We start from the raw sequence: 25766 nt of genomic DNA on the forward strand, positions 1-25766 counted from the left end.
CGCAACGACATCTACGGTGCAAGGTGTGACTCTTCGCGAGCGACGACGAACCGCCGACCGGGCCCTGTTCCGCCGCAGCGGGGCGCTGCGCCCCTCCCACGCGGACCCGGTCCTGCGGGATCTCGGACGCGCCGCGAACCACAGTGTGCTGTGGATCGGATGTGCCGCGGTGTGCGGTGCCGCCGGGGGCCGTGCCCGGCGCGGCGCCGTCCGGGGGCTGCTGTCGGTTGCCGCGGCCAGTGCGCTCGCCAACGGGGTCCTCAAACCGCTGATGCCCAGGCGCCGTCCCCCGGCGCGCACCGCGCCGCATCTCGCCCGCCGGATCGTGCCGACACCCCGGTCCTCGTCGTTCCCGTCCGGGCATGCCGCGTCCGCGGCGGCGTTCGCGACCGGCGTCGCGCTCGAATCCCCGGTCGCGGGGGCGGCGCTCGCCCCGCTCGCGGCCGCCGTGGCGTACTCCCGCGTGCACACCGGGGTGCACTGGCCCAGCGACGTGCTGGTCGGGGCCGCGGTCGGCGCGGCGGTGGCGTTGTCGACGCGGCGCTGGTGGGCGGTGCGCGACGACGAGCCCGCTGCGGTCCGCACCGAGGTCGCGGCGCCCGCGCTGCGCGGCGGCGACGGTCTGATGCTGGTGGTCAACCCGGGTGCCGGCAGCAGCGAGGAGATCGTCGAACAGCTGCGCCGGGGACTGCCCGACGCCCGGTACGTCACGCTGGACACGGACGCCGACACCGACCTGTCAACTCAGCTCGACGACCTGGTCACCGCCGACCGCCCCACCGCAATCGGGGTGTGCGGGGGCGACGGCACCGTCGCCACCGTCGCTGCGGCGGCGCGGACGCACCGGTTGCCGCTGGCCGTGTTCCCCGGCGGCACCCTCAACCACTTCGCGCGGGATCTCGGCGCCGCCGATATCGATGCCACGATGCGGGCCGTGACCGACGGCTACGCCACCGCCGTCGGGCTCGGGGAGGTCACCGTTACCGGCGCGGGCGGCACCGACGCCCGCGTGTTCGTGAACACCGCCAGTATCGGCGGGTACCCCGACGCGGTGCGACTGCGGGAACGGTGGGAACCACGCATCGGGAAGTGGCCGGCGGCGGGATTGGCGATGATCGATGTGCTGCGCACCGCCGAACCGATGCGGGGTGCGCTCGGCGGCGTCCCGACCGCCTGGTGGCTGCTGTTCGTCGGCAACGGCCGGTACACCCCCCGCGACCAGGTGCCGATGTCGCGGGCGGCGCTGGACTCCGGCACCCTCGATGTGCGGTATCTGTGCGCGGATCGGCGCTGGTCGCGGGTGCGCCTGCTCTACGCTGCGGCGACCGGGACGCTGGGGGCGTCGTCGGTGTACCGCCAGTACGACAGCGTCACCCTGTCGGTGCGCGTCGACGGGCCCGCGGTGGCGTTGGCCGTCGACGGGGAAGCCCCCGTCGACGGCACCGTCTTCGACTTCCGGGCGTTACCGTCCGCGATGCTGGTGTACCGGCCCCCGGTGGATCAGTCGGTGCCCTGACCGGGAGTGGTACCGGACTCGGGGGCCGGGCTGTCGGTCTCGCCGGTGTCGCCCGCTGCGGCGGCGTCCGGTGCGGCGCTGCCGGTGCCGGCCGGCAGCAGTGCCTCGAGGGCAGCCCCGGAGATCCGGCGGAACGCGCGGCGCGGCCGCGCCTTCTCGAGTACCGCCACTTCGAGTTCACCGCGACCCAGCGCTCGCGGTGTCGCGTCGTTGCCGACCGGCTGCTGCAGAGCCCGCACCGCGACGCCCACGGCGTCCTCGAGCGACAAGCCGGGGCTGTACGACGACCGCAGCGCGGTGAGGATGGGTTCGGTGTTGCCGCCCATCACCACGAACTGCGGTTCGTCGACGATCGAGCCGTCGTAGGTGATCCGGTACAGCTGCGGTGCCTCGTCGCCCTCCGCGCGGCCGACCTCGGCGACGCAGATCTCCACCTCGAACGGTTTCGGCTGGTCGGTGAAGATCGATCCGAGGGTCTGCGCGTACGCGTTGGCCAGGGCCCGCCCGGTCACGTCGCGCCGGTCGTAGGAATACCCGCGCATGTCGGCGTGCATGATGCCGGACCGGCGCAGGCTTTCGAACTCGTTGTACTTGCCGACCGCGGCGAACCCCAGCCGGTCGTACAGTTCGCTGACCTTGTGCAGCGCCTTCGACGGGTTTTCCGCGACGAACAGCACCCCGTCGGCGTAGGTCAGCGCGATCACGCTGCGCCCGCGGGCGATACCTTTGCGCGCGAGTTCCGAGCGATCGCGCATGATCTGCTCGGCGGATGCATAGTAGGGAAGCGTCACTGCTCACCTCCAGCGGTGCGGTCGGCCACGATTCCGCGGGCGAGCGTCGACAGGGTTTCCTCCGGTACCTCCACCGCTCCGGCGGCGGTGATCACCACCGCGGTCGGATAGATGCCCCGGGTGGTGTCCGGGCCACCGGTGGCGGTGTCGTCGTCGGCCGCGTCGTACAACGCTTCGACCGCGGCACGCAACGCCGCCGTTTCGTCCGCATCCGCCCGGTACAACTTCTTGAGCGACGAGCGGGCGAACAACGACCCGGACCCCACCGCGTGGTACCCGGCGCGTTCTTCGTATCGGCCACCGACCACGTCGTACGACACGATCCGGCCGGCGCGCGCCGCGTCGGTGGCATCGAGATCGAACCCGACGAGCAGCGGCACCACCGCGAGGCCCTGCATCGCCGCGCCGAGATTGCCGCGCACCATCGACGAGAGCCGGTTGGCCTTGCCGTCGAAGGTCAGCGGCACGCCCTCGATCTTTTCGTAGTGTTCGAGTTCGACCGCGAACAGCCGGACCAGTTCGATCGCCAGGCCCGCGGTGCCCGCGATGCCCGCCGCCGAGTACGAGTCGGTGACGAACACCTTCTGCACGTCGCGGGAGGCGATCATGTTGCCCATGGTGGCGCGCCGATCCCCGGCGATGAGCACCCCGCCGGCGAACGTGAGCGCGACGATGGTGGTGCCGTGCGGTGCCATGTCCACCCGGTCACCGCCCTCGAATCGGAACCGGTTCTCCGGCAGCAGTTCCGGCGCATGGATGCGCAGGTGGTCGGAAAACGACGACAGAGGTGACGCGAGGTGCAGCCGGGGCTGCACCTCGCGTGAAGGAAACGACGACCGGTCCGCTGTCACTGGCCACCCTTCTGCACATACGCCCGGACGAAGTCCTCGGCGTTCTCCTCGAGCACATCGTCGATCTCGTCGAGAAGATCGTCGGTTTCCGACGCCAGCTTTTCGCGGCGTTCCTGACCGGCACCACCGTCGCCGACGCCCTCGTCGTCGTCTCCGCCGCCACCGCGTGTGGTCTGCTCTTGCGCCATAGCCGCCGACCTCCTCCTGTATCCGTGCGATTCCCGTCACCGGTCGACGATCGGTGAGGCCACCGCTACTTCAGAACCCCACCCTACCGAGCCACACCGCTGCGGGGCGACGACACGACGAGGCAAGTTCGCCGCCGCCGGTGTCGCCGCTGCTCAGTGCGTGAGCTGGTCGACCAGTTCGGCCGCCGACTGCGCGTTGTCGAGCAGTTCCCCGACGTGCGCGCGGCTGCCGCGCAGCGGTTCCAGGGTGGGGATGCGCACCAGCGATTCCCCACCGAGATCGAAGATCACCGAATCCCAGCTGGCGGCGGCGATGTCGGCGCCGAACCGGCGCAGGCACTCGCCGCGGAAATAGGCCCGGGTGTCCGACGGCGGGGTGTGCACCGCGTCGAGCACCTGCTGTTCGGTGACGAGACGCTGCATCGACCCCCGCGCCACCAACCGGTTGTAGAGACCCTTGTCGAGCCGCACATCCGAATACTGCAGGTCCACCATGTGCAGCCGCGGCGCCGACCACGCCAGATTCTCCCGCTGCCGGAACCCCTCGAGCAGCCGCAGCTTCGCCGGCCAGTCCAGCAGGTCCGCGCATTCCATCGGGTCGCGTTCGAGCAGGTCGAGCACCATCGCCCACTTCTCGAGGATGTCGAGGACCCGCTTGTCGTCGGTGCCGTCGTGGAACCGCGCGGCCCGTTCGTGGTAGATCCGTTGCAACGCCAGGCCGGTCAGCTCCCGGCCGTCAATCAGCGCGACGGTCTTGCGCAGCGTCGGATCGTGGCTGATGTGGTGCACCGCGGTGACCGGGCGGGCGAGTTGCAGGTCGGTCAGGTCCACGCCCGCCTCGATCAGATCGAGGACCAGGGCCGTGGTGCCCACCTTCAGGTATGTCGACATCTCGGCGAGGTTCGCGTCGCCGAGGATGACGTGCAGGCGCCGGTATTTGTCGGCGTCGGCGTGGGGTTCGTCGCGGGTGTTGATGATGCCGCGCTTGAGGGTCGTCTCCAGGCCGACTTCCACCTCGATGTAGTCGGAGCGCTGGGATAGCTGGAATCCGGCCTCGTCGCCGTTCTGCCCGATCCCGACCCGCCCCGATCCGCAGATCACCTGCCGGGAGGCGAAGAACGGGGTCAGGCCCGCCACGATCGACGTGAACGGGGTCTGCCGTGCCATCAGGTAGTTCTCGTGGGTGCCGTAGGAGGCGCCCTTGCCGTCGACGTTGTTCTTGTACAGCTGGAGCCGTGGGGCGCCGGGCACACTCGACGCGTGTCGCGCGGCGGCCTCCATCACCCGTTCGCCGGCCTTGTCCCAGATCACCGCGTCGAGCGGGTCGGCGACTTCGGGAGCGGAGTATTCGGGGTGGGCGTGGTCGACGTACAGCCGCGCCCCGTTGGTGAGGATCATGTTGGCGGCGCCGACCTCGTCGGCGTCGATGACCGGGGCGGGGCCGTTGAACCGGCCCAGATCGAAGCCGCGGGCGTCCCGAAGAGGAGATTCGACCTCGTAGTCCCACCGCGTTCGCTTGGCGCGGGGCACGCCCTCGGCGGCCGCGTAGGCGAGCACCGCCTGGGTGGAGGTGAGAATCGGGTTCGCTGTGGGGTCGTGAGGCGAGGAGATCCCGTATTCGACCTCGATACCGATGATCCGCTGCATAGCGTCGAGCCTAGGCGATCCGGGTGTGCGCGGCGCCGGGACGCCGATCCGGTGGGCCGAGGGCCGGCGCCCCGCGAGTGGCGGGCACCGGCCCTCGGCGCCGATCGGGACGGTGGCTGCTCCTACAGGTACTGACCGGTGTTCGACTCGGTGTCGATCGCGCGGCTGGCGCTGGCGTTCTTGCCGGTGACCAGCGTCCGGATGTAGACGATGCGTTCGCCCTTCTTCCCCGAGATCCGGGCCCAGTCGTCCGGATTGGTGGTGTTGGGAAGGTCTTCGTTCTCGGCGAACTCGTCGACGATCGAATCGAGCAGATGCTGCACCCGCAGACCGGGCGCGCCGGTCTCGAGCACCGACTTGATCGCGTACTTCTTGCTGCGGTCGACGATGTTCTGGATCATCGCACCCGAGTTGAAGTCCTTGAAGTACAGGACTTCCTTGTCGCCGTTGGCGTAGGTGACTTCGAGGAAACGGTTCTCCTCGGACTCGGCGTACATGCGGTCGACGACCCGTTCGATCATCGCGCGGATGCAGGCGGCACGGTCGCCGCCGAATTCGGCGATGTCGTCGGCGTGCACGGGCAGCGTCTCGGTGAGGTACTTCGAGAAGATGTCCAGTGCCGCTTCCGCGTCGGGCCGTTCGATCTTGATTTTTACGTCGAGGCGGCCGGGCCGCAGAATCGCCGGGTCGATCATGTCCTCACGGTTGGAGGCACCGATGACGATGACGTTCTCGAGCCCTTCGACGCCGTCGATCTCGCTGAGCAACTGCGGCACGACGGTGGTCTCCACGTCGGAGGACACCCCCGACCCACGGGTGCGGAAGATCGAATCCATCTCGTCGAAGAACACGATCACCGGGGTGCCCTCGGACGCCTTTTCCCGCGCCCGCTGGAAGATCATCCGGATGTGCCGCTCGGTTTCACCGACGAACTTGTTGAGCAGTTCGGGGCCCTTGATGTTGAGGAAGAAGGACTTCGCGTCCTTCGAGTCCTCGCCACGGGCCTCGGCGATCTTCTTGGCGAGCGAGTTGGCCACCGCCTTGGCGATGAGCGTCTTACCGCAGCCGGGCGGCCCGTAGAGCAGCACACCCTTCGGCGGTCGCAGCGCGTACTCGTGGAACAGGTCCTTGTGCAGGAACGGCAGTTCCACCGCGTCGCGGATCTGCTCGATCTGCCGGCCCAGGCCACCGATGTCGCCGTAGTCGACGTCCGGGACCTCCTCGAGCACCAGATCTTCGACCTCGGCCTTGGGGACCCGTTCGAACGCGTACCCGGCCTTGCTGTCGACGAGCAGGGAGTCGCCGGGCCGCAGCTTGAAGTTGTCCGGCCCGTCGGTTTCGTCGGTGGAGACGGTCGATGCCGGGTCGAGGGTGCGGGCGGCCGCGGCAGCCAGCGGCGCGGCCAGCCACACGACGCGTTCCTCGTCGGCGTGCCCGACCACCAGTGCGCGGCGCCCGTCGTCGAGGAGTTCGCGCAGGGTGGTGATCTCCCCGACCCGCTCGAACTCGCCGGCTTCGACGATGGTGAGTGCCTCGTTGAGCCGGACGGTCTGGCCGGGCCGGAACTCGTCGAGGTCGAGGTTGGGTGAGACCGCGACCCGCATCTTGCGGCCCGAGGTGAACACGTCGACCGTGTGGTCGTCGTAGGTTTCGAGCATCACCCCGTAGCCGCTGGGCGGCTGTCCGAGCCGGTCGACTTCCTCCCGCAGCGTGATCAGCTGCTGCCGGGCGTCCTTGAGCGTCTCGAGCAGCTTGCCGTTGCGCACGGTGAGGGACTCGAGCCGGGCTTCGAGGTCGCGTACCCGGTCGGACGGTTCGGCGCGCATGCGGCGCAGGGTGGCAACCTCCGCGCGCATTTCTTCGATCTCCCGTGCCGCCGCAACCGCATCCGGATTCTGTGAGTTCATGAGCGACTCCCTCCACTGTGGTTATTCCACGCTACCGGGCGTTGGCCGAATGTGTACGACGACACGAATTCGTCGGGTACCGAACAGGTGTCGGTGTGCTCGACCGGTACCTCCCGACACGCAGCCAGTGCTGTTAGGCTCTCCTAACTATCTTTTTTTGCCCCGTGTCCGGAAAGGACCCTCCCCCGTGACCACCCGCACCCTGTGGACCGCCGCTGCCGTGGCCGCCCTGGCACTGCTGCCCGCCTGCTCCGATTCGTCGTCGGATACCGACACCACCGACACCACCGCCACCACAGCCACGAGCACGAGCACCACCACCGCGACCACTGCCGCCGCGGCCCCGGTCGACGCCGCGGTCCTGCAGCAGTCGGTGGACGTGTTCTTCGACCCCGCCGCGAGCACCGACGACCGCGTCGCCGTCGTCGAGGACGGCGACGAGCACCGCACCGAACTCGACCAGTTCACCGGCGTGCTCGCCGGCTACCCGCTCACCGGCACCGTCGGCGAGGTCACCGTCGTCGACGATGACACCGTCACCGCGGACACCGAGGTCGCCGGACCGCACGGCGGCGCCCCCATGCCCCTTCAGTTCAGCCTCACCGACGACGGCCGCTGGGTCCTCGACGACGACGCCGCCTGCTCGATCCTGGAAATGGGCCGCATCACCTGCAGCTGAGTACGGCTGCCTGTGGGGTTGACAGACCGATCGGAGGCAGTAAAGCTATTCGCTTAGATTCTAAGCGAATAGGTGAGATGGATGGCTCGACGGACCGACGCAGACCCGGCGCAGTTGACGCGCCGGCACAGCACGGCCACGGTGCTGTATCACCATGCGATGGCCGAGCGGCTCGGGCTCGGGCCCTCCGACCACAAGTGCCTCGACCTGCTGCTCCAGCACGGCGAGCTCACCGGCAGCCGCCTTGCCGCGATGACCGGGCTCACCACGGGCGCCGTCACCGGAGTCGTCAACCGATTGGAGTCGGCCGGCTTCGTGCGCCGCCGTCCGGACCCCACCGACGGACGACGGCAACTCCTGACGCCCGTCCCGGAGCGGGTCGCGGAGCTCGTTGCCGTCTTCGAGGACAACGGCCCGGCTCTCGGCCGCCTCACGGACGGCATGACCCCGGACCAGGTCGACGCAGTGCTGACCTTTCTGTCCCGGGCGACCGATGAGCTCGAGGAGCGCACGACCCGCCTCCGTGGCCTTGCGCTCCTCCGAGGCGCAGGCCGCGCCGGGCCCACCCACCCGCGACAAGCGAAGGAGGAAGCCCGATGACGGTCGTCACCCGAACTGCGGATGCGAGGCTGAACGAACTGTTCGACCGGATGTGCGCCGCCTGGACAGCAGGCGACGCGGTCGCCTACGGGGCGTGCTTCACCGAGGACAGCGACTACGTCTCCTACGACGGCACTCACGCGCGCGGTCGGCAGGACATGGTCGACAACCACGACGGCTGTTCAGGGGCGTCCTGAGCGGCTCCGCACTTGTCGGCCGCGTCGAGTCGATCCGTTACCTGAGTCCCGACGTCGCGCTCCTGCACGCGACCGGCTCCGTGCTCATGCCCTGGCGGGCCCACTTGCCGAAGCGGCGGCTTTCGCGCCAGACGCTCGTCGCGGTGAAGGAGGACGGCGCCTGGCGGATCGCCGCGCTGCACAACGGGCGGGTCAGACCGGTCGGCATCCCGGAGCCGGGTTCCATGCCGTCCCGGATGTCCCGGGCGATGACGGCGGTTGCCCGGGCTCTCGGGATCGGTCACCACCTCGACGAGCGTTGAGTACGGCTGCAGCCGACCTGGCTGTCGGCTCGGCCGCGCCCGGACGCCGCAGGGTCAGCCCTTGCCGGCCCGGCGCTGCGGCTTCGGGGTGACGGTGCCCGCGGCGAGCTTGCGTGCCGACACCAGGAACGCGGTGTGTCCCTGCATCCGGTGCTCCGGCCGCACCGCCAGCCCCACCACGTGCCAGCCACGCACGATCGACTCCCACGACCGGGGTTCGGTCCAGCACGTCTGCTCCCGCATCGCCTCGACCACCTTCGACAACTGCGTCACGGTCGCCACGTACACGATCAACACCCCGCCGGGCACCAGTGCATTCGCCACCGCCGGCAGCGCATCCCACGGCGCGAGCATGTCCAGCACCACCCGGTCCACCGGGCCGTGCGCCTCGAGGTCGTAGTCGGCGACGTCCCCGATCGTCAGATCCCAGTTCGCGGGCCGCTCCCCGAAGAACGTCTCCACATTGCGCACCGCATGCACCGCGTGATCGTCGCGCACCTCGTAGGAGATCACCTTGCCCTCGGGGCCGACCGCGCGCAGCAGCGAACACGTCAGGGCCCCGGACCCGGCGCCCGCTTCGAGGACCCGCGCACCGGGGAACACGTCGCCCTCGTGCACGATCTGGGCCGCGTCCTTGGGATAGATCACCTGGGCGCCGCGCGGCATCGACAGCACGTAATCGACCAGCAGCGGCCGCAACGCGAGATACGGGGTGCCGTTCGTCGACGTCACCACCGAGCCTTCGTCCGTGCCGATCAGCGCGTCGTGCACGATTCCGCCGCGATGGGTGTGGAACTCCTTGCCCTCTTCGAGCACCACGGTGTACTTCCGGCCCTTGGCGTCGGTCAACTGCACCCGGTCCCCGACCTGGAAGGGTCCGCTGCGCCCGAGTCCGCCTTCTGCCATCACCGTGTCCACCTTCGTCCGTTCACCGCGCCGGCCTCGGCGCGCAGGTCCCGCGTCGTGCCGGTCCCGACTCTCTAGCGTGCCAGGTCGGGGCCCGGGGGCCGACACGCCCCCCATCGACTGCCGCCGCCGACCGCACCCCGAGCCACGGCGACACACCCGCCGTGTGGCGCGCGGCACCGCGACTGCCATCATCGAGTCCGGCGTCCGGTTTTCGCACCGGGCGTCGTTTCGTCCCGTCATCTCGAGGAGTCCCCGCAGTGAGCGCCGCGTATTACGTGCCCGTCCCCGTCCCCCACGACCCCGGCGCCGACCCCGCCGTGAGCATCGAACGATTCCGGCCGACGGAACACACCGTCAGCACCTGGGGACCGGACCTGCAGCACGGCGCACCTCCGTCCGCGCTCCTCGCCCGCGCCCTCGAACGGCACCGCCCCCGCCCGGGCACCCGGCTGACCCGCGTCACCGTCGACCTGCTCGGCCCGGTGCCGCTCACCGACATCGAGGTCCGCACCCGCATCGAGCGACCCGGCCGCAAAATCGAACTGCTCGTCGCCGAACTGTGGGCGACCACCGCCGACGGCACCTCTCGCGCTGTCGCCCGCGGCAGCGGATGGCGGCTCGAAACCGTCGATCTGCCGAACGTGGCGCGCACCTCCGAACCACCGCTGCCGCCGGTCGACACCGTGCCCGCGGGTTCGGTCGGGCATCCGGCCTGGTCGGGCGGGTTCATCTCCACCCTCGAATGGCGTGTCGTCACCGAATTCGGGGTGCCGGGCCCGTCCGCAGCGTGGGTGTGCTCGGCCCTGCCGCTGGTGGAGGGCGAAACCCCGACCGGCCTCGACCGGCTGATGACCGTCGCCGACGTCGCCAATGGGGTCGGATCCAAGCTCGACCCGACCGAGTGGCTGTTCCTGAACACCGAACTGACCGTGCACCTGTTCCGGGCACCGGATCCGACCTGGGTGGGGATCTCCGCGGAGACGTCCGTCGGCCCCGACGGGGTGGGGATGACCGCCGGGGTGCTCTACGACGAAGCCGGCGCACTGGGCCGCATCGCCCAGAACGTGCAGGTGCGGCCCCGCTGATTGCGGGACCGCACCTGAGACGAGAAGACGGGATGTGTCCCGCCGGTAGTTCGGGTGACCGAGCTACTCGGCGGCGCGCATCGCCCGGCACGAGCGGATGTTCGACGCCAGGATCGCGTGCGCCCCGATCTCGGCGAGACGATCCATCACCGCGTTGTGGCCCTTGCGCGGCACCATCGCCCGCACCGCCACGGACGAATCGTTCGCCAGCGGGGAGATGGTCGGCGACTCGAGGCCCGGGGTGACCTCGACGGCCTGCTCGAGCAGGTGCTTGGGGCAGTCGTAGTCGAGCATCACGTACTGCTGTGCGAAGACCACGCCCTCGAGGCGGGCGATCAGCTGGTTGCGGGCCCGATCGGCGCGGTCGGAACCCTCCCGCTCTATGAGCACGCCTTCCGAATCGCACAGCGAGTCACCGAACGCGACCAGGTCGTGCTGGCGCAGCGTGCGGCCGGACCCGACCACGTCGGCGATCGCATCGGCGACGCCCAGCTGGATGGAGATCTCCACCGCGCCGTCGAGCCGGATCACGGTCGCGTCGAGACCGCGGGCCTCGAGGTCGCGGCGCACCAGGTTCGGGTACGACGTGGCGATGCGCAGTCCGTGCAGGTCCTGCACCGTCCAGTCCCGGCCCTTGGGGGCGGCGTATCGGAACGAGGACCGGCCGAAGCCCAAAGAGAGCCGTTCGGCGACGGGCGCACCCGAATCGAGCGCCAGGTCGCGGCCGGTGATCCCCAGATCCAGTTCCCCCGAGCCGACATAGATCGCGATGTCCTTGGGACGCAGGAAGAAGAATTCGACGTCGTTGACCGGGTCGATGACCGTCAGATCCCGCGAATCCGTGCGGCGCCGGTAGCCGGCCTCCTGCAGGATTTCGGCGGCGGATTCGGACAGCGAACCCTTGTTGGGAACTGCGACGCGCAGCATGAGAGACGTCCTTTCGGGGAGGGAGGGAAGAATCGAAGTGGTCTACGGGCACGGACGGCAGCTACCCCCGGTGGGGGCCGCCGGCCGTCACAGATGCTTGTAGACGTCCTCGAGCTTCAGACCGCGCCCCACCATCAGAACCTGTACCCAGTACAGCAACTGTGAGATCTCCTCGGAGAGCTCCTCGTCGGATTGGTACTCGGCGGCGATCCACACCTCGCCGGCCTCCTCGATCACCTTCTTGCCCTGCGCGTGGACACCGGCGTCCAGGGCGGCGACGGTGCCGGACCCCTCGGGACGGGTCACAGCACGTTCGGACAGCTCGGCGAACAGGGAATCGAAGGTCTTCACAGGTGTTGATTGTTTCATGCCGCGCCGGACGCCCCGAATTCAGGACACCACCGCTGCCCGAGCGCCCCTCACCAGCCGAGGTTGCGGCGGCTCACGAACCGCTGCGCCGCACCGCTGATCGGGTCCGGGAACTCGAGCGTGCGCGCCAGCAGCCGGAGCGGTTCGGTGAAGTCGTCGGGGTCGCGGCGCCGGAACACCGGATAGAAGTTGTCGCCCACGATCGGGATCCCCAGCGCCGTCAGGTGCAGCCGCAACTGGTGGGTGCGTCCCGTCCGCGGGTGCAGCCGGTACCGGGCGCGGTCGCCGCGCCGCTCGAGCAATTCGATCCGGGTCTCGGAGTTGGGTGCGGTGAAACTCTGCACCGCTGTGAGTTCCCCGTGCTGCTTGTCGATGCGGGTGCGCACCACCTGCGGGAACTCGAGGTCCGGGTGGAACCCCGCGACCGCCTCGTATTCCTTGGTCACCAGTTGCCGCTCGAACAGTTCCTGGTAGGGCCGCCGCCACCGCGGGTCGGTGGTGCACAGCAGCACCCCCGCGGTCATCCGGTCCAGCCGGTGCACCGGCACCAGATGCGGCAACTCCAACTCCCGCCGGAGCCGCACCACCACCGTTTCCCGGATGTGCGTGCCCCGCGGAATCGTCGCCAGGAAATGCGGTTTGTCCACCACGACCAGCCGCTCGTCGCGGTGCAGCACCTCCACCGGGAACGGCACCGGTACCTCCGGCGGCGGCTCGCGGTAGAAGTACACGAACCGGGCCGGCTGATAGCGGGTCTCGGCATCTACGCGCCGGCCGTGCTCGTCGACGAGTTCACCGGCGCTCATGTGGGCGTTCCAGTCCTCGTCGGGATGCCGGGACTGCAAGAACTCCACGATCGTCGCGGCGTCCGCGTCGGCGGGCATGCGCAGCCGGTCCGGGCCGAGCCCGTCCCGCACCGGCAGCGGTGCTCCCCGCATGTCAGGACCCGACAGGATCCGGGACGCACCCTTCGCACACCAACGTCAGGTCGCGGCCGTCGAGATCGGGATGATTGCGGTACCGCGAGGTCGGGGTGCCGCATTCGGTGCACCGACCCAACACTGTTGCGGCCGGGCTGAATTCGACATTCATGCGACTGTCGAACACGTACAGCGACCCTTCCCACAGGCCCTCGTCGCCGAACGTCTCGCCGTAGCGCACGATCCCGCCGTCGAGTTGGTAGACCTCCTCGAACCCGCGGTTGCGCATCAACGCCGACAGCACCTCGCATCGCACCCCACCGGTGCAGTACGTCACGACCGGTCGCGACTTGAGATGGTCGTAGCGGCCGCTGTCGAGTTCGGCGACGAAATCGCGGGTGGTCTCCACGTCGGGCACCACCGCGTCCCGGAATCGGCCGATCTCCGCCTCGAACCGGTTGCGGCCGTCGAAGAAGACGACCTCGTCGCCGCGCTCGGACACCAGGTCGTGCACGGCGCGCGGCGACAACGGTGTCCCGCCTCCGACCACGCCGTGCTCGTCGACCTTCACCTCGCCGGGCACCCCGAACGTGACGATCTCCGGGCGCACCTTCACCGACAGGCGCGGGAAATCGTTCCCGGTGCCGTCGGACCATTTGACGTCGGTGTCTTTGAAGGCGGCGTAGCTGCGCAGTCCGCGCACGTACTTCTTCACGGCGGCGATGTCCCCGCCGACGGTGCCGTTGATGCCGTGCTCGGAAATCAGGATCCGGCCGGTCAGCCCCAGCGACGACGCGAGGGTGTGCTGCCACAACCGGATCGCCTCCGGGTCCGGCAACGGGGTGAACGCGTAGAACAACACGATCTTGGGCACCGCCATGTCAGTGCGCCCCCGACCCGTGCAACTCTCGCAGGTCCGCCACCGTCAGGCCCTCGAGCGTGGACCGGAACACCCGGCGCGGTGAGCCCGGCACGTCCACCAGCGACGGCACCACCAGCACCGCGCATCCCGCGGCCTCCGCGGAGGTCGCGCCGGTCGGCGAATCCTCGATGGCCAGGCACTGCGCCGGATCGAGGCCGAGCAGTTCCGCGGCCCGCCGGTACGGCGCCGGATCGGGTTTGCCCGCCGGCACCTCGTCGCCGCACACGGTGTGATCGAACCGGTCCCGGCCCAGCGTTTCGAGGGCGACATCGCACAACCGGCGGCCGGTGTTGGTCACCAACACCTGTCCCAGACCCGCCGCCCGTACCGCATCGAGTGCCGCCTGCGCGCCGGGACGCCACCGCAAACCCTGCGCGAACAACCCCGCCATGTAGGCGTTGAGCCAGTCCTCGGCGGCGGTCTGCTCGTCGGGCGTCGGGTCGAGCCCGAGACCGGCGAACGCCCGCCACACCGACAGGTCGAGCGGCCCGCCGATCGTCGAGCGTCGGGTCTCCTCACTCATGGGCCCGCCGAGATGCAGCGACAACTCCCGCATCCCGATGTCCCACAACTGCTCCGATTCGAGCAGGGTGCCGTCCATGTCCCACAGCACCGCCCGCAATTCGGTAGGTGCGGCGCACCGGGATTCGAGTTGATCAGAGATCGACAACTCAGACATTGAAATACTTGGCCTCCGGGTGGTGCAGCACGAACGCGTCGGTGGACTGCTCGGGATGCAACTGCAATTCCTCCGACAACTCCACGCCGATACGTTCGGGCTCGAGCAACTCGACGAGCTTGATGCGGTCCTCGAGGTTCGGGCACGCGCCGTATCCGAACGCGAACCGGGCCCCGCGGTACGCGAGCTTGAAGTACTCGGCGATCTCGTCGGGATCCTCGTCGGCGGCCGTCCCGCCGCCGGCGAACGCCAACTCCTGCCGGACCCGGCGATGCCAGTACTCCGCCAGCGCCTCGGTCAGCTGCACGCCGATCCCGTGCACCTCCAGATAGTCGCGGTAGGCGTCCGCCGCGAACAACTCGTTCGCGAAATCGGCGATCGGCTGCCCCATCGTCACCAACTGGAAGGGCCACACATCGACCTGGCCCGACGCCAGCGCATCCTCGCGCGACCGCACGAAGTCGGCGATGCACAGGAAGCGGGACCGCTGCTGCCGCGGGAACGTGAACCGGTAGCGCTCCGGCGCGTCCGGGCGCGGCTCGGTGAGCACGACCACGTCGTCGCCCTCCGACACGGCCGGGAAGTAGCCGTACACCACGGCGGCGTGCTGCAGGATTCCCTCGGTCGCCAACCGGTCCAGCCAGTACCGCAACCGGGGCCGGCCCTCGGTCTCCACCAACTCCTCGTAGCTCGGGCCCTCTCCGCCGCGCTGCCCGCGCAGCCCCCACTGTCCGAGGAACAGCGCCCGCTCGTCGATCAGCGACGCATAGTCGGCCAGCGGGATGCCCTTGACCACCCTGGTCCCCCAGAACGGCGGGGTCGGCACCGGAAGATCGGCTGCGACGTCGCTGCGCGCGGGCACCTCCACCGGCGCCTCCGCGGCCTTGCGCTTCTCCGCGATCCGCTTGCTGCGCTCGTGGCGTTCCTTGCGCTCGGCGGCCTTGCGTGCCGCTTCGAGGGCCTCCGGGCTGTCCGGTGCCGGGGCCTCGCCCCGCTTCACGACCATCACCTTGTCCATCAGCGACAAGCCCTCGAACGCATCCCGCGCGTACGACACCTGGCCGTCGTAGACCTCCGCGAGATCGTTCTCCACGTAACTGCGGGTCAGCGCCGCACCGCCGAGCATCACCGGGAACTGATCCGCCACCCCGCGGGCGTTGAGTTCCTCGAGGTTCTCCTTCATCACCACGGTCGACTTCACCAGCAGACCCGACATGCCGATCACGTCGGCCCGCTTGTCGACCGCCGCGTCGAGAATCGTCGCGATGGGCTGCTTGATCCCAAGGTTGACCACCTCGTAGCCGTTGTTCGACAAGATGATGTCGACGAGGTTCTTCCCGATGTCGTGCACATCGCCCTTGACGGTCGCCAGCACGATCCGGCCCTTGCCGTCCGCGCCGGTGGACTCCATGTGCGGTTCGAGGAACGCCACCGCCGTCTTCATCACCTCGGCGGACTGCAACACGAACGGCAACTGCATCTGCCCCGACCCGAACAGCTCACCGACCGTCTTCATCCCCGACAGCAACGTGTCGTTGATGATCGCCAACGGCGGGGTGGTGGTCATCGCCTCGGTCAGATCGTCTTCGAGTCCGTTGCGCTCGCCGTCGACGATGCGCCGCTCGAGCCGCTCGAACAGCGGCAGCGCCGCCAGTTCCTGCGCCCGCGACTCCCGCGCCGACGCCGCCGACACGCCCTCGAACAACTCCATCAGCTTCTGCAACGGGTCGTAGCCGTCGCGGCGGCGGTCGTACACCAGATCCAGCGCGACCTGCCGCTGCTCCTCCGGAATGCGCGCCATCGGCAGGATCTTCGACGCGTGCACGATCGCGGTATCCAGACCGGCCTCGGTGCACTCGTTCAGGAACACCGAGTTGAGCACCTGCCGGGCCGCCGGATTCAGACCGAACGACACATTCGAGATACCGAGGGTGAAATGGATCTTCGGATGCCGGCTGTGGAGCTGACGGATCGCCTCGATCGTCTCGATCGCGTCGCGCCGCACCTCCTCCTGACCCGTCGAAATCGGGAACGTCAGCGCGTCGACGATGATGTCCTCCGGCGCGAGCCCCCAGTTCTCCGTCAGGTCGGTGATCAGACGTTCCGCGATCCGCACCTTGTGCTCCGCGGTCCGGGCCTGGCCTTCCTCGTCGATCGTCAACGCCACCACGGCCGCGCCGTGCGTCACGACCAGCTGCATGATCCGCTGGAACCGCGACCCGGGACCGTCACCGTCCTCGTAGTTCACCGAGTTCACCGCGCACCGGCCACCGAGATGCTCGAGGCCCGCCTGGATTACCGCCGGTTCCGTCGAGTCGATCATGATCGGCAGCGTGGAGGCGGTCGCGAACCGGGACGCCAGTTCGGCCATGTCCGCCGCACCGTCGCGGCCGACGTAGTCCACGTTCAGATCGAGCATGTGGGCACCGTCGCGGATCTGATCCTTCGCGATGTCCAGGCACTTCTGCCAGTCGGCGGCGAGCATCGCCTCACGGAACGCCTTCGACCCGTTCGTGTTGGTGCGCTCCCCGACCATCAGGATCGACGCGTCCTGCTCGAACGGCACCGCCGTGTACAACGACGACACGCCCGGCTCCGGCACCGGGTTGCGCGTCCCCGGTGTAACCTCGCGCACCGCCGCGGCGACCTGCCGGACATGCTCGGGAGTCGTGCCACAGCACCCGCCGACGAACGACAGCCCGTACTCGCCGACGAACCCGGCCAGCGCCGACGCCAGCTCCTCCGGACCGAGCGGATACTCCGCCCCGTTCGGGCCCAGCACCGGCAGTCCCGCATTCGGCATCACCGACACCGGGATCCGCGCGTGCTGCGTCAGGTAACGCAGGTGCTCACTCATCTCCGCCGGACCGGTCGCGCAGTTGAGCCCGATCAGATCGATGCCCAGCGGCTCGAGCGCGGTCAGTGCCGCGCCGATCTCGGAACCGAGCAGCATCGTGCCCGTCGTCTCGACCGTGACGTGGGTCACGATCGGCAGCCGGCGACCTGCCTGCTCCATCGCGAGCTGACTGCCCACGATCGCGGCCTTGGCCTGCAACAAGTCCTGGCAGGTCTCCACCAGAATCGCGTCGGCACCACCGTCGATCATGCCGAGCGCCGCCTCCGAATAGGCATCGCGCAGTGCCGCATAGGGCGCATGCCCCAGCGTCGGCAGCTTGGTACCCGGGCCCATCGACCCGATCACCATCCGCGGCATACCGTCTGCGCTCGGGCCCATCTCGTCGGCCACCTCGCGGGCCAGGCGAGCGCCACGTTCGGACAGGTCACGGATGCGGTCGGCGATGTCGTAGTCGGCGAGATTGGGCAGGTTGCAGCCGAAGGTGTTCGTCGAGACCACATCTGCGCCGGCCTCGAAATACGCCCGATGGATCTCACGGATCACATCCGGCCGAGACTCGTTCAGAATCTCGTTGCACCCCTCCAAGCCGCGGAAATCGTCGAGCGAGAGATCCGCGGCCTGCAACATCGTGCCCATCGCCCCGTCTCCGATGACAACGCGCCGCTTCAACGCATCGAGCAAGACAGAGTGCAATGGGGTGGACATACCCACCAGACTAGTGGGCAGACGAACCGACCCGGGTCGTAGGCTGGACGAGTGAGTGCACGCGAGAATTCCGACACCCCGGACCAGGACGTACCCGTCCTCCGCGATCCGGTGCTCGTTGCCGCGTTCGAAGGATGGAACGATGCCGGCGACGCCGCCAGCGGAGCCGTCGAACACCTCGAACTGATCTGGGACGCCGAACCCTTCGCCGAACTGGACTCCGAGGACTACTACGACTATCAGGTCAACCGCCCCCAGGTCCGGCTCGTCGACGGCGTCAGCCGCGAACTCGACTGGCCCGCCACCCGCCTGTCCGTCTGCGCGCTGCCCGGCAGCGACCGCGACATCGTGCTGCTCCGCGGCATCGAACCCAACATGCGCTGGCGCAGCTTCTGCGACGCCATCATCGAACTGATCGACGACATCGGCGTCCACACCGTCATCCTGCTCGGCGCGTTGCTCGCCGACACCCCGCACACCCGCCCCGTGCCCGTGACCGGCACCGCCTACAGCGCGGAAGCCGCCAAACGATTCAACCTGGAGAAGTCCCGCTACGAAGGACCCACCGGCATCACCGGCGTCCTCCAGGACGCCTGCGTCCGCGCGGGCATCCCCGCGGTGTCCTTCTGGGCCGCCGTCCCCCACTACGTCTCCCACCCACCGAATCCCAAGGCGACCGTCGAACTGCTCCGCCGCCTCGAAGACATCCTCGACGTCGAAGTCCCCCTTGGTGAGCTGCCCGTTCTCGCCGAAGAATGGGAACAGGCCGTCACCGAGATGACCGACGACGACGAAGATGTCGCCGACTACGTCCGCGGACTCGAAGAGCGCGGCGACGCCGAAGCCGAATCCGACATCACCGACGACATCTCCAACATCGACGGCGACGCCATCGCCGCCGAATTCGAGCGGTACCTGCGCCGACGCGGTCCCGGCGGACTCGCGCAGTGAGCGCCCTGCGCGCGGCACTCCCGCGCGCGGCGCTCTACACCGGAGGTTTCCTCGGCCCGTTCGGCGGCAGCGTCGTCGTCTCGATGCTCCCCGAGATGGGCGCCGACCTCGGAGTCACGGCGGCCACCGCCGCCACCTCCGTGACCGCCTACCTCGGCGTGTTCGCCGCGGTCATGCTGTTTTCCGGCACTCTCGGCGCCCGCTGGGGGCAGGCCCGCACCGTGCGCTTCGCCTACCTCGCCTACGCCACCGTCTCACTCGCCGCCGCACTGGCGCCCACCCTGACCGTGCTGCTCGGTGCCCGCATGCTGCAAGGCGCCGCCAACGCGTTCACCACACCGCTGCTGCTTGCCGCGCTGGCGGCACTGACCCCGAAAGACCGCCTCGGCCGCGCACTCGGCCTCTTCGGCGCCCTCCAGGCCGCCGGACTGACCTTCGCACCGCTCGTCGGTGGGCTCGCCGCCGAAATCGACTGGCGATGGGCGTTCGTGGTCCTCGCCGCGGTTGCATTCGCGCTCGCCTGCGTCGGGCTGCCCGACACTCCCGACAGCGCCGACTCCCCCACCGATCGTGCGCGACTGCGCGACGCGCTGCGTCCCCGCATCATCCGGATCGGCATCGTGGCGCTGCTCGGCTGGGGCGCCATCGGCGGCCTCAACTTCCTGCTCGCCTTCCGCGCCGAAGACGTATTCGGCCTCGACCCGTCGGGACGCGGAGCGCTGCTGACCCTCCTCGGCCTCGCCGGCATCCTCACCGCCCGTCGTGTCGGCGTCCTCGTCGACCGGATCGGCGCACGGCGCACCGTCCTCATCGGCGCTCTCACCGGCGCCGCCCTCGTGGTGACCATCGGCACGGCGCCCAACCTCGCGGTCGTCGCGGTCGCGTGGTTCCTGGCGGGAATCGCCTCGCAATGCGTGCTCGTCGGAGTCAACGCCGCCGTGCTCGGTGCCCCCGGAGCCAACCGCGGTGGGGCGGTCTCGGTGGTGCAGGCCTTCCGGTTCGGCGGTGGCGCCTTCGCGCCCCTCGCGCTCACCCCGGTGTACTCGGCCGATCCGACCGCCGCATTCCTCGTCCCCGCGGTACTGCTCGCCGTCGTCACCCCGCTCGCGATCCCCGCACCACCGAGACCTGACAACGGCGACACCGAGCGAGTGAGATCTTCCTGATCGCCTTGTAACGCCCGTGCATCCGATCGGTCATCGGCGCGGTCGACCCTCGAAGTCATGACATCGACCCCGATCCCACCGGAGACCCCGCGTCGTCGGCTGCTCGTCGTGGGAAACGGCATGGCAGGTGCTCGCACCGTCGAAGAGATCCTCACGCGCGGCGGAACCGACCTCTTCGACATCACCATGATCGGCGACGAACCGTACGGCAACTACAACCGGATCATGCTCTCCCACGTGCTGTCCGGTGAAGCGACCGTCGACGACGACGATCTCGTCCTCAACCCCATGAGCTGGTACCGGGACCACGGCATCACCCTGTACGCGGGTGACCGCGCGGTCCGTCTCGACCGCTTCGCCAAGAAGGTCACCTGCGAATCGGGCCGGTCGGTGGACTACGACGTTCTCGTCGTCGCCACCGGCTCGTCGACCTTCTTTCCCAACATGGACGGCCTGCGCGAACCGGACGGGCGCCTCGGGCGCGGCGTGTTCGGATTCCGCACGATCGCCGACACCAACGGGATGCTGCAGATGGCGGAGTCGCGCGACGACGTGTCGGCTGTGGTCGTCGGCGGCGGGCTGCTCGGCCTCGAAGCCGCGTACGGGTTGCGCACCCAGGGACTCGACGTGACGGTCGTGCACTCGCCGGGGCATCTGATGAACCAGCAACTCGACGAGCGTGGTGGCCGGGTTCTCCGCACCGAGATCGAAAAGCTCGGCATCACCGTGCATACCGGTGCCCGCACGGTCGGCATCGAACGTGACGGCAACGGCGACGTGGCCGGAGTGCGGTTCGCGGACGACACCGTCGTCCCCACCGACATGGTGGTCGTCGCGGCAGGTATCCGCCCCAACACCGAATTCGGACGCACCGGAGGACTTCTCGTCGAGCGAGGACTCGTCGTCGACGATCAGATGCGCTGCGAGGACGAATCCAGCGTCTATGCCGTCGGAGAATGCGTGCAGCACCGGGGCGAGGTGTACGGACTGGTCGCGCCGGTGTGGGAGCAGGCTGTCGTCCTCGCCCAGCACCTCACCGGCACCGACCCGAACGCCGCCTACGAGGGGTCGCGCACCACCACCAAACTCAAGGTCGCCGGAATCGACGTCGCGGCAATGGGTGTCAAAGGACCCGAACGCGAGGACGACGAGTTCGTGCAGTTCTACGATCCGCGCAGCGGCGTCTACAAGGCCGTCGTCGTCCGCGACGACAAACTGATCGGTGCGATGTTGCTCGGCGACATCGGCAAGGCGTCGATGCTCGGCCAGGCATTCGACGGCGTCATCGAACTCCCTGAGGATCGCGCGGCCCTGCTCTTCGACATCGGCGAGCCCCAAGGCGCCGATGTCGCAGCCGATCTCCCCGACAGCACCCAGGTGTGCAATTGCAACGGGGTCACCAAGGGCGACATCGTCGCGTGCGTCCACAACGGCGCCACCAGCCTCGCCGAGGTCGGTGCCGCCACCCGGGCCGGGAAAGGCTGCGGATCCTGCAAGGCGCTCGTCGGTGACATCGTCGCGTGCGCGGCCGACGGTGCTCTCGCCGAAGACCCCGCCGCGAACTGGTACGTGCCGTGCATCCCGATGACCAAACCCGAACTGATCGAAGCGATTCGTGAGCATGACCTGCGCTCGGTGTCGCAGGTGTTCGCCGAACTCGCGCCCGGCGGGCGGGAAGAGGCCACCGCGAAGATGCCGCTGGCGTCGCTGCTGCGCACCCTGTGGGGACCCGACTGGGTCGACGAACGCGGCGCACTGTTCATCAACGACCGGGTGCACGCCAACATCCAGCGCGACGGCACGTTCTCCGTCGTCCCCCAGATGAAGGGCGGTGTCACCACTCCCGATCAATTGCGCCGCATCGCCGATGTCGCCGACAAGTATTCCGTTCCCCTGGTGAAACTGACCGGCGGGCAGCGCATCGACCTGCTCGGCATCAAGAAGGAAGACCTGCCGAAGGTGTGGGCCGATCTCGACATGCCGTCGGGTTTCGCCTACGGCAAGAGTTTTCGCACCGTGAAGACCTGTGTCGGCAGCGACTTCTGCCGGTTCGGCCTCGGAGATTCGACGAACCTGGGGATCGCCCTCGAGGAACGCTTCCAAGGTCTCGAGACACCGGCGAAACTCAAACTCGCCGTGGCAGGGTGCCCGCGCAACTGTTCGGAGGCGCTGTGCAAGGACCTCGGGGTGGTCGCCGTCGGCGACGGACGCTGGGAGATCTACATCGGGGGCGCGGCCGGCGCGCACATCCGCAAAGGTGACCTGCTCGCGACCGTGGACTCCGTCGACGAAGTGCTCTCGGTGGCCGGACGATTCATCCAGTACTACCGGGAGAACGCCCAGTGGCTCGAACGCACCTACGCCTTCGTGCCGCGCATCGGACTGGATCGCCTCCAGACCCTGCTGATTCGAGACGAGGAGACCATCGTGGCCGGACTCGACGAACGCCTCGACGTTGCCGTTGCCGGCTACCGTGATCCGTGGCTCGATCGTTCGGACCCCAAGTCCCCCGCGCAGTTCGCGCCCTCGCTGCCGTTGCTGCCGCTCCCCCAGGTTCCCGTCCGATGACCGCCGTGGACGACAGCGCGGTCGTCGACCTCGGACCGGTCTCGGACCTCACCCGCGGCGAGGGGCGCACGTACACGGTGGACGATCAGCAGATCGCCGTGTTCCTGCTGTCCGACGGGTCCGTTCGCGCCACCGACGCCGTGTGCCCGCACAAGGGTGGGCCGTTGGCCGATGGGCAGATCGACGACTCCGCCGTGGTGTGCCCCCTGCATCAGTACTCGTTCTCGTTCGACACGGGTGCCTGCGCCGGTCGCGGGGTCGGATCCGTCCGCATCTATCCGGTCCGGGTGAACGACGGCCGGATCCTGCTGGCACCGTTCTCCACGAAATAGCGCCGACAATCCTGCTATCGTCCGTTCCCTTCGAGGGAAGGGTCCACAGTGGGGTGCGTCGTCGTCGATCGACGAGGTGCCGGTCGGGGTGCGCCTCGGACGCGCACCGCTACTTCTCTTCGGGGTGCTGCCGGTCGAGTTCGACAACCTCACCATCGCGAACATGGAGCGCGGTCGGAGGTTCCACGAGAAGTCCAGCATGGTGCTTCTCCGTCGCTGGGAACACGAACGTGAGCTACAGCCGCTGCCGTCCGGCGGAACCCGCGTGCACGATCGCCTCACCTGCGAAGTGCGCGCTCCCCTGTCGCATGTACCGATAGTTGCCGCCGTGGCGCACCGTGCGGTGGCAGGCCTGTTCGCCCACCCACCGGCATCGGAGGCTTGCTCGCCACTTCGACCGGCCCCTGGTGTAGGTGCGGGTGATGTGTAGCGGTGGTGAGTGGTGTGACAGAGATGAGCTGCGGTGAAGACGGCCAGATGTTATGTTTATTCTCTTGTTCCGTCCGGTCCAGAATTCTCCCGAGGACTACGGCGATCATCAACCTCCGGTCCGACCGAACGCACACGCCGGGCGCCGTTCTACTCCCACCCCGTCGTCCTTCCCTGCTCCGATTCCGCTCCGCCGGGGAGTGATCGGATCTCGTCCCTCCCAGACCCACGCGCTCCCCTGGCACGTCGGCCCGGAGTCGTTCCCGTCCACCTCGTGAAAGCTACCGTGAAGCTCGATGCATCGGAATACCCCAAGCGGTGCGCGACCCGTTCGACCGAGAGCCCCGCGGTGAGAAGTTCTTCGGCCACCGCGCTGTACGTCTCCGCAACAACCTCCCGGTACGACGTTCCTTCCTCGTCGAGCCTTCGCCGCAGCGTCCGCACACTGAGCCCCAACTCCCCCGCCACCCTTTGTTGCGTCGCATCGGACGAGGCGGCACGGAGCAGGATCTCACGGACCCGGAACGCGGTCCCACTGCGGAACCGCCGCCGCTGAAGGAGTTCCGCGCACTCTTCGAGCAGCAACGCCGACGCGGCCGCGCTGGCAGTCGGCATCGGGCGCTCCACCGCAGCCGCGTCCACCACGACCGTGTGCGGCCCGGACACGGACACCACCTCGTAGCCGTGTTCGCGCACCATCGGTGCGATGCGACCGAACAGCGACTCGTCGACTTCGATGCGCCGGACCTCGACCGGGCTGCCCCACAGGGCAGTCCAGTGCGCCAGGATTCCGGACAGATCGCGTTCGAGAAGGAATCCCCGCACGTCGCGCGGAACGTCACGGTCGTCGAGCGAGAACCGCACCTCGCCGTCCGCGTACGCCAGCGTCGCCCGCGAAAAGGCGTACGACAGATCGAAGTAGCGCGTACCCACCTCGATCCCTTCCCGAACGGTCGCGCAACTCATCAGCGCGTATCCGTAGATCCCGTGTACGGCTGCCTGATACGACGCACCGAGCGTGAATCCGCACCCCGGCGCATCGTCCAGCGCCGCCACCAGATTCCGGATCAGCGCGAGTTCCTGTTCGTCCGTGATCTCGCGTGCGGGATTCGAAAGTCCCTCGGCGGGTACACCGGTGCCGCGGAGAACCAGATGCGCGTCGATACCGCGCTCGCGGGCGAAGTCCACGAGAAGCCGTGCGCTGGTCGCGGCACGGCGAGGGACCAAGGTCGTCACGACGTGCCATCATCGGCCACGTGGCCGAAATCCACAAGAAACAGCCGCTTTCGACATGGATCTCCGGCGCTCCGCTTCCTAGGTTGAGCACACGGCAATACCCGCTCGAGAATTAAGGACGGCAACACATGACCCGAGGTGCACAGGGCAAGCGCGTCGCGATCACCGGCGGCGCACGCGGTATCGGACGATCGACCGCGGAGGCCCTTCTCCGTTCCGGCGCGCAGGTCGTCATCGGGGACATCGATGCGGCCCTGGTGGAGGAAACGGCCGCCGTGCTGACCGCACGATTCGGCACCACCGTGCTCGGGTTGCCCCTCGACGTCACCAATCGCGGCTCGTTCGAACAGTTTCTCGACCTCGCCGCAATCGAACTCGGCGGACTCGACGTCGTGGTCAACAACGCAGGCATCATGCCGACCGGACGTTTCCTCGACGAATCCGACGCCGTGTCCGATCGCCAGATCGACATCAATGTGCGGGGCGTGATCATCGGGTCCAAGCTCGCCGCCGCGCGCTTCACCGAGCAGGGGCACGGTCACATCGTCAACCTCGGGTCCGTCGTCGGCATCGAGGGAGCACCCGGGATCGCGGTGTATTCGGCCACCAAGCACGCGGTGATCGGTCTGGGCTCCGTGCTGCGGCAGGAACTCGCCGGTACCGGCGTCACCGTCTCGACGATCGCTCCGGGATTCGTACGCACCGAACTGATTGCGGGCATCAAGCCCAACGCGCTGATCCAGCGCGTCGCGATGGTCGGCCCCGAGGACGTCGCCCAGGCGATCACCGGAGTGATCGGCTCGGAACGGCCCGGTCTGCGCTACGTACCGCGCACCGCGGGCGGCATCCTCGCCGTCCTGCGCCTGATGCCCGAGGCTGCCCGCCACCGCATCTCCGGAGTGTTCGGACTCCAGTCCGTGGTTCTCGAGTCGGACGAGAACGCACGGGCCGCCTACCGGAATCGCACCGAGGCCGCGCCCGCTCCCTCGCCCGTCGCCGACAGCGAGACGCAGCGACAGGCGCGCTGACGCCG

Annotated in this window: 23 protein-coding genes and 1 pseudogene; 11 read left to right on the forward strand and 13 right to left on the reverse strand. The window is 68.8% G+C overall.

Going from position 1 to position 25766, the window contains the following annotated elements; translation table 11 throughout:
- Positions 1–25: 25 nt before the first annotated feature.
- The gene (locus AC0B44_RS12685; protein WP_378528258.1) at positions 26–1516 is read left to right on the forward strand and encodes a bifunctional phosphatase PAP2/diacylglycerol kinase family protein; all 1491 of its coding nucleotides are present in this window, start codon (positions 26–28) and stop codon (positions 1514–1516) included.
- Here the strand turns inward: AC0B44_RS12685 and prcA are convergent.
- From prcA to arc, 5 genes are all read right to left on the reverse strand, one after another.
- Complete coding sequence (gene prcA, locus AC0B44_RS12690) at positions 1501–2307, reverse strand: proteasome subunit alpha (RefSeq protein ID WP_471903223.1); 807 nt, start codon at positions 2305–2307, stop codon at positions 1501–1503. The two genes, AC0B44_RS12685 and prcA, sit on opposite strands and share 16 nt — an antisense overlap.
- Complete coding sequence (gene prcB / locus AC0B44_RS12695) at positions 2304–3158, reverse strand: proteasome subunit beta (protein ID WP_378528260.1); 855 nt, start codon at positions 3156–3158, stop codon at positions 2304–2306. Before prcB ends, prcA begins: the two co-directional genes overlap by 4 nt.
- Positions 3155–3346: a ubiquitin-like protein Pup gene (locus tag AC0B44_RS12700; protein ID WP_296549362.1), complete on the reverse strand. Its 192-nt coding sequence runs from the start codon at positions 3344–3346 to the stop codon at positions 3155–3157. Before AC0B44_RS12700 ends, prcB begins: the two co-directional genes overlap by 4 nt.
- A 153-nt stretch (positions 3347–3499) precedes the next feature.
- Complete coding sequence (dop, locus tag AC0B44_RS12705; RefSeq protein ID WP_378528261.1) at positions 3500–4993, reverse strand: depupylase/deamidase Dop; 1494 nt, start codon at positions 4991–4993, stop codon at positions 3500–3502.
- Positions 4994–5115: 122 nt separating this feature from the next.
- Entirely contained in the window at positions 5116–6900 is a 1785-nt protein-coding gene (gene arc / locus AC0B44_RS12710; protein ID WP_471903224.1) for a proteasome ATPase, read from the reverse strand.
- Positions 6901–7087: 187 nt separating this feature from the next.
- On the opposite strand from arc, the gene AC0B44_RS12715 reads away from it, so the two are divergent.
- From AC0B44_RS12715 to AC0B44_RS12730, 4 genes and pseudogenes are all read left to right on the forward strand, one after another.
- Entirely contained in the window at positions 7088–7579 is a 492-nt protein-coding gene (locus AC0B44_RS12715; protein WP_378604128.1) for an MTB12 C-terminal domain-containing protein, read from the forward strand.
- A gap of 81 nt (positions 7580–7660) precedes the next feature.
- Positions 7661–8179: a MarR family winged helix-turn-helix transcriptional regulator gene (locus AC0B44_RS12720; RefSeq protein ID WP_471903225.1), complete on the forward strand. Its 519-nt coding sequence runs from the start codon at positions 7661–7663 to the stop codon at positions 8177–8179.
- A 50-nt stretch (positions 8180–8229) separates the two neighbouring features.
- Positions 8230–8513: pseudogene (locus AC0B44_RS12725) on the forward strand (SgcJ/EcaC family oxidoreductase); the annotation flags it as partial.
- A 6-nt stretch (positions 8514–8519) separates the two neighbouring features.
- The gene (locus AC0B44_RS12730) at positions 8520–8678 is read left to right on the forward strand and encodes a hypothetical protein (protein ID WP_471903261.1); all 159 of its coding nucleotides are present in this window, start codon (positions 8520–8522) and stop codon (positions 8676–8678) included.
- A gap of 54 nt (positions 8679–8732) precedes the next feature.
- On the opposite strand, the gene AC0B44_RS12735 is transcribed toward AC0B44_RS12730, so the two are convergent.
- Positions 8733–9584, reverse strand: a complete 852-nt coding sequence (locus AC0B44_RS12735) for a tRNA (adenine-N1)-methyltransferase (protein ID WP_471903226.1) — start codon at positions 9582–9584, stop codon at positions 8733–8735.
- A gap of 260 nt (positions 9585–9844) precedes the next feature.
- Here AC0B44_RS12735 and AC0B44_RS12740 point away from each other — a divergent pair, with 260 nt between their 5' ends.
- Positions 9845–10672 (forward strand): thioesterase family protein, encoded by an 828-nt coding sequence (locus AC0B44_RS12740; protein ID WP_471903227.1) that lies wholly within the window; start codon positions 9845–9847, stop codon positions 10670–10672.
- A 63-nt stretch (positions 10673–10735) separates the two neighbouring features.
- Here the strand turns inward: AC0B44_RS12740 and hisG are convergent, their stop codons facing one another.
- The 6 genes from hisG to metH form a co-directional block, all read right to left on the reverse strand.
- Positions 10736–11599, reverse strand: coding sequence for an ATP phosphoribosyltransferase (hisG, locus tag AC0B44_RS12745; RefSeq protein WP_471903228.1), 864 nt, complete (start codon positions 11597–11599; stop codon positions 10736–10738).
- An 87-nt stretch (positions 11600–11686) separates the two neighbouring features.
- On the reverse strand, positions 11687–11968 hold the full coding sequence (locus tag AC0B44_RS12750; protein WP_206037218.1) for a phosphoribosyl-ATP diphosphatase: 282 nt from the start codon (positions 11966–11968) through the stop codon (positions 11687–11689).
- A gap of 50 nt (positions 11969–12018) precedes the next feature.
- Complete coding sequence (locus AC0B44_RS12755; protein ID WP_471903229.1) at positions 12019–12906, reverse strand: pseudouridine synthase; 888 nt, start codon at positions 12904–12906, stop codon at positions 12019–12021.
- A gap of 1 nt (position 12907) precedes the next feature.
- A complete protein-coding gene (gene trhO / locus AC0B44_RS12760; protein ID WP_471903230.1) occupies positions 12908–13768 on the reverse strand; it encodes an oxygen-dependent tRNA uridine(34) hydroxylase TrhO in 861 nt (286 codons plus the stop codon).
- A 1-nt stretch (position 13769) separates the two neighbouring features.
- Positions 13770–14489, reverse strand: a complete 720-nt coding sequence (locus AC0B44_RS12765; protein WP_471903231.1) for an HAD family hydrolase — start codon at positions 14487–14489, stop codon at positions 13770–13772.
- Entirely contained in the window at positions 14482–18051 is a 3570-nt protein-coding gene (gene metH / locus AC0B44_RS12770) for a methionine synthase (protein WP_471903232.1), read from the reverse strand. The genes AC0B44_RS12765 and metH overlap by 8 nt, the downstream gene beginning before the upstream one ends.
- Positions 18052–18102: 51 nt before the next feature.
- Here metH and AC0B44_RS12775 point away from each other — a divergent pair, with 51 nt between their 5' ends.
- From AC0B44_RS12775 to nirD, 4 genes are read left to right on the forward strand one after another with little or no spacing between them, the layout of a single operon-like run.
- Positions 18103–19002, forward strand: coding sequence for a PAC2 family protein (locus AC0B44_RS12775; protein WP_471903233.1), 900 nt, complete (start codon positions 18103–18105; stop codon positions 19000–19002).
- Positions 18999–20168: an MFS transporter gene (locus tag AC0B44_RS12780; RefSeq protein ID WP_471903234.1), complete on the forward strand. Its 1170-nt coding sequence runs from the start codon at positions 18999–19001 to the stop codon at positions 20166–20168. Before AC0B44_RS12775 ends, AC0B44_RS12780 begins: the two co-directional genes overlap by 4 nt.
- Before the next feature lie 57 nt (positions 20169–20225).
- On the forward strand, positions 20226–22736 hold the full coding sequence (gene nirB, locus AC0B44_RS12785) for a nitrite reductase large subunit NirB (RefSeq protein ID WP_471903235.1): 2511 nt from the start codon (positions 20226–20228) through the stop codon (positions 22734–22736).
- Positions 22733–23068, forward strand: a complete 336-nt coding sequence (nirD, locus tag AC0B44_RS12790; RefSeq protein ID WP_471903236.1) for a nitrite reductase small subunit NirD — start codon at positions 22733–22735, stop codon at positions 23066–23068. The genes nirB and nirD overlap by 4 nt, the downstream gene beginning before the upstream one ends.
- A gap of 579 nt (positions 23069–23647) precedes the next feature.
- Here the strand turns inward: nirD and AC0B44_RS12795 are convergent.
- Positions 23648–24733 carry an AraC family transcriptional regulator gene (locus AC0B44_RS12795; RefSeq protein ID WP_471903237.1) on the reverse strand — a complete coding sequence of 362 codons (1086 nt, stop codon included), beginning with the start codon at positions 24731–24733 and terminating at the stop codon, positions 23648–23650.
- 128 nt (positions 24734–24861) lie between these two features.
- Between AC0B44_RS12795 and AC0B44_RS12800 the strand changes: the two genes are divergently transcribed.
- Positions 24862–25761, forward strand: coding sequence for an SDR family oxidoreductase (locus AC0B44_RS12800; RefSeq protein WP_471903238.1), 900 nt, complete (start codon positions 24862–24864; stop codon positions 25759–25761).
- The last annotated feature ends 5 nt before the right edge of the window (positions 25762–25766 follow it).

It is taken from the genome of Rhodococcus sp. NPDC019050, from assembly GCF_055664235.1.

Coding starts and splice junctions, on each gene's coding strand:
- AC0B44_RS12700 (WP_296549362.1), bottom strand. CDS start 3,346: ATGGCGCAAGAGCAGACCACACGCGGTGGCGGCGGAGACGACGACGAG.
- dop (WP_378528261.1), bottom strand. CDS start 4,993: ATGCAGCGGATCATCGGTATCGAGGTCGAATACGGGATCTCCTCGCCT.
- arc (WP_471903224.1), bottom strand. CDS start 6,900: ATGAACTCACAGAATCCGGATGCGGTTGCGGCGGCACGGGAGATCGAA.
- AC0B44_RS12720 (WP_471903225.1), top strand. CDS start 7,661: ATGGCTCGACGGACCGACGCAGACCCGGCGCAGTTGACGCGCCGGCAC.
- AC0B44_RS12735 (WP_471903226.1), bottom strand. CDS start 9,584: ATGGCAGAAGGCGGACTCGGGCGCAGCGGACCCTTCCAGGTCGGGGAC.
- hisG (WP_471903228.1), bottom strand. CDS start 11,599: ATGCTGCGCGTCGCAGTTCCCAACAAGGGTTCGCTGTCCGAATCCGCC.
- AC0B44_RS12750 (WP_206037218.1), bottom strand. CDS start 11,968: ATGAAACAATCAACACCTGTGAAGACCTTCGATTCCCTGTTCGCCGAG.
- AC0B44_RS12755 (WP_471903229.1), bottom strand. CDS start 12,906: ATGCGGGGAGCACCGCTGCCGGTGCGGGACGGGCTCGGCCCGGACCGG.
- trhO (WP_471903230.1), bottom strand. CDS start 13,768: ATGGCGGTGCCCAAGATCGTGTTGTTCTACGCGTTCACCCCGTTGCCG.
- AC0B44_RS12765 (WP_471903231.1), bottom strand. CDS start 14,489: ATGTCTGAGTTGTCGATCTCTGATCAACTCGAATCCCGGTGCGCCGCA.
- metH (WP_471903232.1), bottom strand. CDS start 18,051: ATGTCCACCCCATTGCACTCTGTCTTGCTCGATGCGTTGAAGCGGCGC.
- nirB (WP_471903235.1), top strand. CDS start 20,226: ATGACATCGACCCCGATCCCACCGGAGACCCCGCGTCGTCGGCTGCTC.
- nirD (WP_471903236.1), top strand. CDS start 22,733: ATGACCGCCGTGGACGACAGCGCGGTCGTCGACCTCGGACCGGTCTCG.
- AC0B44_RS12800 (WP_471903238.1), top strand. CDS start 24,862: ATGACCCGAGGTGCACAGGGCAAGCGCGTCGCGATCACCGGCGGCGCA.